We start from the raw sequence: 5,680 nt of genomic DNA, 5'->3' as shown, positions 1-5,680 counted from the left end.
CCCCGACCGAGGCCGAGCGCGGGGTGATCAGCTACCCGCCCAGCTTCTTCGCCGAGCAGCGTCCCAGCACCGCCCTGGACATGATCGCCCGCCTGCCCGGCTTCCGGATGGACGGCGGCAGCGACGCCCGGGGTTTCGCCGGCACGGCCGGCAACGTGCTGATCAACGGCGAGCGCCCCACCACCAAGAGCGAGAACCTCGAGGCCATCCTCAAGCGCATCTCGGCTTCGGCGGTCGAGCGCATCGAACTGATCCGCGGCGGCGCGCCGGGGATCGACATGCAGGGCAAGACCATCCTGGCCAATGTGGTGATCAAGTCGACCGTCCAGGTCGAGAAGGTCGCCAACATCCAGACCTACCTCTATCCGGACGGGTTCTTCGGCCCGCTGCTGGAATTCCAGGCCTCGCGCCGCGACGGGATCAATGAGATCGAGGGCTCCCTGCTGGCCACGATCGACCGCACCGACCAGACCTTCGACGGCGGCTCGCGCGTGATCAGCTTCCCCGACGGCCGCCCGACCATCAAGGAGGCCGTCAAAGGCTACGACGAGATCCAGAACTACGTGGCGCGCGGCGCGATCCAGCGCGCGGCCCTGGGCGGCAAGCTGCGGGTGAACGGCAAGGTCGAGTACTTCTCGTTCGACCGCGACGTGGTCTACAGCCGCTACGAGCCCAGCCCCGGTCGCCAGGACAGCGGCGAGACCGACGAGAACTGGAAGGGCGAGTTCGGCGCCCGCTACGACCGCAAGCTTTCGCCCCGCACCGACCTTCAGCTGGTCTTTCTGCAGAACCTGGGCGACGAGACCTACGGCTCGACCTTCGCCGCGCCGGGCCGCGACGAGATCTATTTCGACCGCAGCAAAACCGGCGAATCGATCCTGCGCGGCGAGCTCAAGCAGCGCCGGTCCGACACCCTGTCGCTGGAGGGCAGCCTCGAGGGGGCCTACAACTTCCTGGACGAAACCGTCCGCTACACCGCCAACGGCGCGCCGGTCGACATCGGTCCTCCCAACGTCAAGGTCGAGGAACTGCGCGGCGAGGCGGCCGGCAAGGCCGTGTGGCGCGCCAATCCCAAGCTGACCGTCGAGGCCGGCGCGCGGATGGAGGTCTCGCGCATCACCCAGAGCGGCGGCGCCGACGTGGAACGCAGCTTCTTCTATCCCAAGCCCCGGGTCCTGGCGACCTGGAACCCCAACAGCGTCGACCAGATCCGCGTGCGGCTGGAACGCGAGGTCGGGCAGCTGAACTTCAGCGACTTCGTGGCCTCGGCCGACCTGTCGGCCGGCAGCCAGGACGGCGCGGACGCCAATCTGGAGCCCCAGCGCTCATGGGTCGGCGAAGTCGCGTGGGAGCGGCGGTTCTGGGGGGCGGGCTCGATCTCGGCCACCCTGACCCACGCCGAGATTTCCGACGTCGTCGACTACAAGCCCCTGCCCGCCGGCGGCGACGCGCCCAGCAACATCGGCGACGGCCGGTCCGACCAGTTCGTGATCGCCCTGACCGTGCCGACCACCAAGCTGCACATCTCCGGCGGCCAGCTGAAGGCTCGGTTCAGCTGGTTCGACAGCGAGGTCACCGACCCGGTCACCCTGGAAAAGCGTCGCATCACCAACGCCACGCCGTTCGTCTGCAACGTCAGCTTCACGCGCGACATGCCCGGCGGCAAATGGAGCTGGGGGGCCTCGACCAACTGCGCCCAGGAGAACAGCCGCTTCCGCTTCAACGAGGTGCGCACCACCCGCTTCGAGCAGTATTTCGAGGGCTTCGTCGAATGGAAGCCCAACCCGGACCTGACGGTTCGCACCACCCTGTCCAACTGGAGTTCGCGCAACATCAGCCGCGAGCGGACGATCTACCAAGGCTCGCGCGCCGACAACATCGTCGACCGGGTCGAGTACCGCACCCTGCCGTTCGAGCCCTACCTGTTCATCCAGGTCCGCAAGCGACTGGGGTAGCCGCCTACTTGTTGACGATCTTGATGATCCGCTTGGACGAGGGGCGGCCCGAGAGGCCCTTGCCTGGAGCGTAGGTGACCGTCAGGTCGCCGCCCTTCAGGCTGGCGCCGGGCTTGTGACCCTCGGCCAGCAGCACGCGGGTGACGCGGACCAGCAAGTTGCGGTCGCCATCGCGAGCCATGCGCTCGAAGGCCTCGGCGGTGACGGTGGCGGTGTCGGCGACCAGCACCGAGGTGCCGGGCGTGGCGTCGTCGACGGTCTCGAACGCGACCCGGTGCTGGGCCGCGCGGCTGGCGCGGGCGCTGGCCTGGACCAGGCGCTGGAACAGGACGTTGACCGAGATGAACGGCGGCGGCTGGATCGAGCCGGCCTTGCCCATCAGGGCGGCGGCGTCGCCGCCGGGCCGCTCGCGGGTGAACAGGGTCATGCCGCCCAGCTTGCTGGCCCGCAGCACCGGCTCGCCCATCTCGTTCTTGTAGATGGTGTCGCCGCGCGGGGCCGGCTGGGGCGACAGCACCCAGACCTCGGAGCTGTTCTCGAACTTCATCAGCGGCTGAGGCGCGGCGCGGTCGAGGATGAAGGCGTCGCCGGTCTCGGCGACATAGCGGGCGACCGGCGGGGCCGGGGCCTTGCGCGTCTCGCTGCCGCGGGCGCCGAGGAACGCTTCGCGCAGGCTGGACTGGGCGTTCGCCACGCSGGCTGKGGCCGCGAGGGCGAACGCCAGCAGGATCGCCCAGCGCCCTGGCCCCCTCGTCACAGCCGTTTGACTCGTCATACCCAGGGTCATGCCCCGCGACTGGGGCGAATCTTGGACGCCGAAGACCTTGTTGCCGCCACGCAATTTCCCAAAGACGTCCTGAAGTGCTTGGAAGAGTTTCCCCGCCGGACGGAATTTTCGAGCCGGCGGGGAGTCTTCGTCAAGTCGTCATGTCTTTTTGGCGGCCCCCTGTGACCTTTAGGCCGCCCTAGGCGGCCATGTACTGGCCGCCGTTGAGCGTCAAGGTGGCGCCGGTCACGAAGCCGGCCCGCTCGCCCGCCAGGAACGAGACCATGTCGGCGATCTCCTCGCCCTTGCCCAACCGGCCGACCGGGATGCCGGCGATGATCGAGGMCAGGACGGCTTCGGGCACGGCCGCGACCATCTCGGTGTCGATATAGCCCGGGCAGATGACGTTGACGGTGACGCCCTTCTTGGCGTTCTCCAGGGCCAGGGCCTTGGTGAAGCCGATCAGTCCGGCCTTGGCCGCCGAATAGTTGGTCTGGCCCATCTGGCCCTTCTGGCCGTTGATCGAGCTGATGTTGACGATCCGGCCCCAGCCGCGGTCGCGCATGCCTTCGATGACCGGGCGGGTCATGTTGAAGGCCGAGTCCATGTTGACGCGGATGACTTCCGACCACTGTTCATAGGTCATCTTGTGCAGCATGCCGTCGCGGGTGATGCCGGCGTTGTTGACCAGCACCTCGACCGGACCCAGCTCGGCCTCGACCTGTTTGACGGCGGCGGCGCAGTCCTCGAACGAGCCGACATTGCCCTTGACCACCATCACGCCCAGTTGCTTGGCGCAGGCCGCGGCGGCTTCCTCGTTGCCGGAATAGCCGGCCGCCACCTTCATCCCGTCGGCCACCAGCCGCTCGCAGATCGCTCGACCGATTCCCCGGGTGCCGCCGGTCACGAACGCAACTCTCGCCATGATTTTCTCCCGCTAAGTTTCTTATGGTTGCACGCGGGTGGCGCGGGGGAACAAGCCCCACGCCGCCCGTCATGAAAATTTCGCCGAAACGTTCAATCAAAACAGATGTCTGATCAAGACGCCGGATGAAGACCTGGAGTCAGACCGCCTCGACGCACATGGCCACGCCCATGCCGCCGCCGATGCACAACGTGGCCAGGCCCTTCTTGGCTCCCGAGCGCTTCATCTCGTGGATCAGGGTGGTCAGGATGCGCGCGCCCGAAGCGCCGATCGGGTGGCCGATGGCGATGGCGCCGCCGTTGACATTGACCTTGGCCGGGTCGAGGCCCAGCTCGCCCACCACGCACAGGGCCTGGGCGGCGAAGGCTTCGTTGCTTTCGATCAGGTCGAGATCCGAGGCCTTCCAGCCGGCCTTTTCCAGAGCCTTCTTCGAGGCGGGGATCGGGCCGGTGCCCATGATCTCGGGCTCGACGCCGGCATTGGCCCACGAGGCGATGCGGACCAGCGGGGTGAGGCCGCGCTTCTTGGCCTCGTCGGCGGTCATCAGCACCAGGGCGGCGGCGCCGTCATTCAGGCCCGAGGCGTTGGCGGCGGTGACCGTGCCGTCCTTGGTGAAGGCGGGCTTGAGGCCCGAGACGGCGTCGATCGTCACGCCGTGGCGGATGAACTCGTCCTTGTCGACGACCGTGTCGCCCTTGCGGCCCTTGATGGTGACCGGAACGATCTCGGCGTCGAACCTGCCGGCCTTCTGGGCGGCCTCGGCCTTGTTCTGGCTGCCAACGGCGAACTTGTCCTGGGCCTCGCGGGTGATCTGCCAGCGGGCGGCGATGTTCTCGGCGGTCTGGCCCATGTGGTAGCCGTGGAAGGCGTCCCACAGGCCGTCCTTGATCATGGTGTCGATGAAGCTGAGGTCGCCCATCTTCTGGCCGTTGCGCAGGGCCTGGGCGTGCGGCGCCTGGCTCATGCTCTCCTGGCCGCCCGCCACCACGATATTGGCGTCGCCGGCGGCGATCTGCTGGGCGCCCAGGGCCACCGCGCGCAGGCCCGAGCCGCACAGTTGGTTCAGGCTCCAGGCCGGGCTCTCGACCGGGATGCCGGCGTTGACCGAGGCCTGGCGGGCCGGACCCTGGCCGGCGGCGGCCTGCAGCACCTGGCCCAGGATCACCTCGTCGACGTCGGCGGGCGTGATCCCGGCCCGCTCGACCGCCGCCTGGATCGCCAGCTTGCCCAGCTCGTGGGCCGGCAGGCTGGAAAGGGCGCCGAGGAACGATCCGACCGGCGTACGGGCGGCGGAAACGATGACGATGTCGCTCATGGCGAAGTAGCTCCCGTGACGTGTTTCCAGGCGCTTCTCGCAAGTGCGGCGCCCATGATTTTGCAGTGCAATATCACCTTGCATAAACCTGCGAGGTTCGTCACGCGCACATTTTCACGGGATGTTGCGAGCTCCAAGCGCCGCCGGTACTGGCGCCATGCCTTTGCATCCGCGATAGTGCGATGCGAAAAGGCGGAGACAACGCTGTCCTAGGGAACGAAATGTCCGAGAACAACGAAAACGGCGAAACGGGCCAGACCCGCGCTCCTGGCGAGAAGGCTGCCGGCCCGAAGGTCGTCATCAAGAAATACGCCAACCGTCGCCTCTACAACACAGCGTCTTCCTCTTACGTCACCCTCGAGCACCTGTCGGACATGGTGAAGGAGGGGATCGACTTCGTGGTCTATGACGCCAAGACCAACGACGACATCACCCGTTCGGTCCTGACCCAGATCATCTTCGAGGAAGAGAACCGCGGCGGCGGCCAGAACCTGCTGCCGATCCAGTTCCTCCGTCAGCTGATCGGTTTCTACGGCAATTCCATGCAGGCCTTCCTGCCCAGCTATCTGGAAATGTCGCTGGAGAGCTTCACCAAGCAGCAGGAGCGCATGCGCACCCAGTTCGCCGGCCTGACCCCCGTCAAGGGGATTCCCGGCGTCGGCATGCCTGGCGTCGGCGTCTACGAAGATCAGATCCGCCAGAACATGGCGCTGTTCGAC

General features: G+C 67.2%; 5 protein-coding genes. 2 read left to right on the top strand and 3 right to left on the bottom strand.

Features of this window, described 5'->3' with window-relative positions; genetic code table 11:
* A partial coding sequence (locus tag AC1DZ6_RS17460) for a TonB-dependent receptor plug domain-containing protein (protein ID WP_477098412.1) occupies positions 1-1,955 on the top strand: 1,955 nt, incomplete at its 5' end.
* A 4-nt stretch (positions 1,956-1,959) separates the two neighbouring features.
* On the opposite strand, the gene AC1DZ6_RS17455 is transcribed toward AC1DZ6_RS17460, so the two are convergent.
* The 3 genes from AC1DZ6_RS17455 to AC1DZ6_RS17445 all read right to left on the bottom strand — a co-directional run bounded on the left by AC1DZ6_RS17455 (position 1,960) and on the right by AC1DZ6_RS17445 (position 4,961).
* Positions 1,960-2,649, bottom strand: a complete 690-nt coding sequence (locus tag AC1DZ6_RS17455; protein ID WP_477098411.1) for a DUF4908 domain-containing protein — start codon at positions 2,647-2,649, stop codon at positions 1,960-1,962.
* Positions 2,650-2,920: 271 nt separating this feature from the next.
* Entirely contained in the window at positions 2,921-3,646 is a 726-nt protein-coding gene (gene phbB, locus AC1DZ6_RS17450) for an acetoacetyl-CoA reductase (protein ID WP_477098410.1), read from the bottom strand.
* Positions 3,647-3,785: 139 nt separating this feature from the next.
* Complete coding sequence (locus tag AC1DZ6_RS17445) at positions 3,786-4,961, bottom strand: acetyl-CoA C-acetyltransferase (RefSeq protein WP_477098409.1); 1,176 nt, start codon at positions 4,959-4,961, stop codon at positions 3,786-3,788.
* Between the two features lie 221 nt (positions 4,962-5,182).
* On the opposite strand from AC1DZ6_RS17445, the gene phaR reads away from it, so the two are divergent.
* Positions 5,183-5,680: polyhydroxyalkanoate synthesis repressor PhaR (phaR, locus tag AC1DZ6_RS17440; RefSeq protein ID WP_477098408.1), on the top strand; the 498-nt coding region annotated here is incomplete at its 3' end.

The organism is Caulobacter sp. P1_B12_2, from assembly GCF_056406675.1.
This window is presented reverse-complemented; position numbering and strand designations above follow the sequence as displayed.

Coding starts and splice junctions, on each gene's coding strand:
- AC1DZ6_RS17445 (WP_477098409.1), bottom strand. CDS start 4,961: ATGAGCGACATCGTCATCGTTTCCGCCGCCCGTACGCCGGTCGGATCG.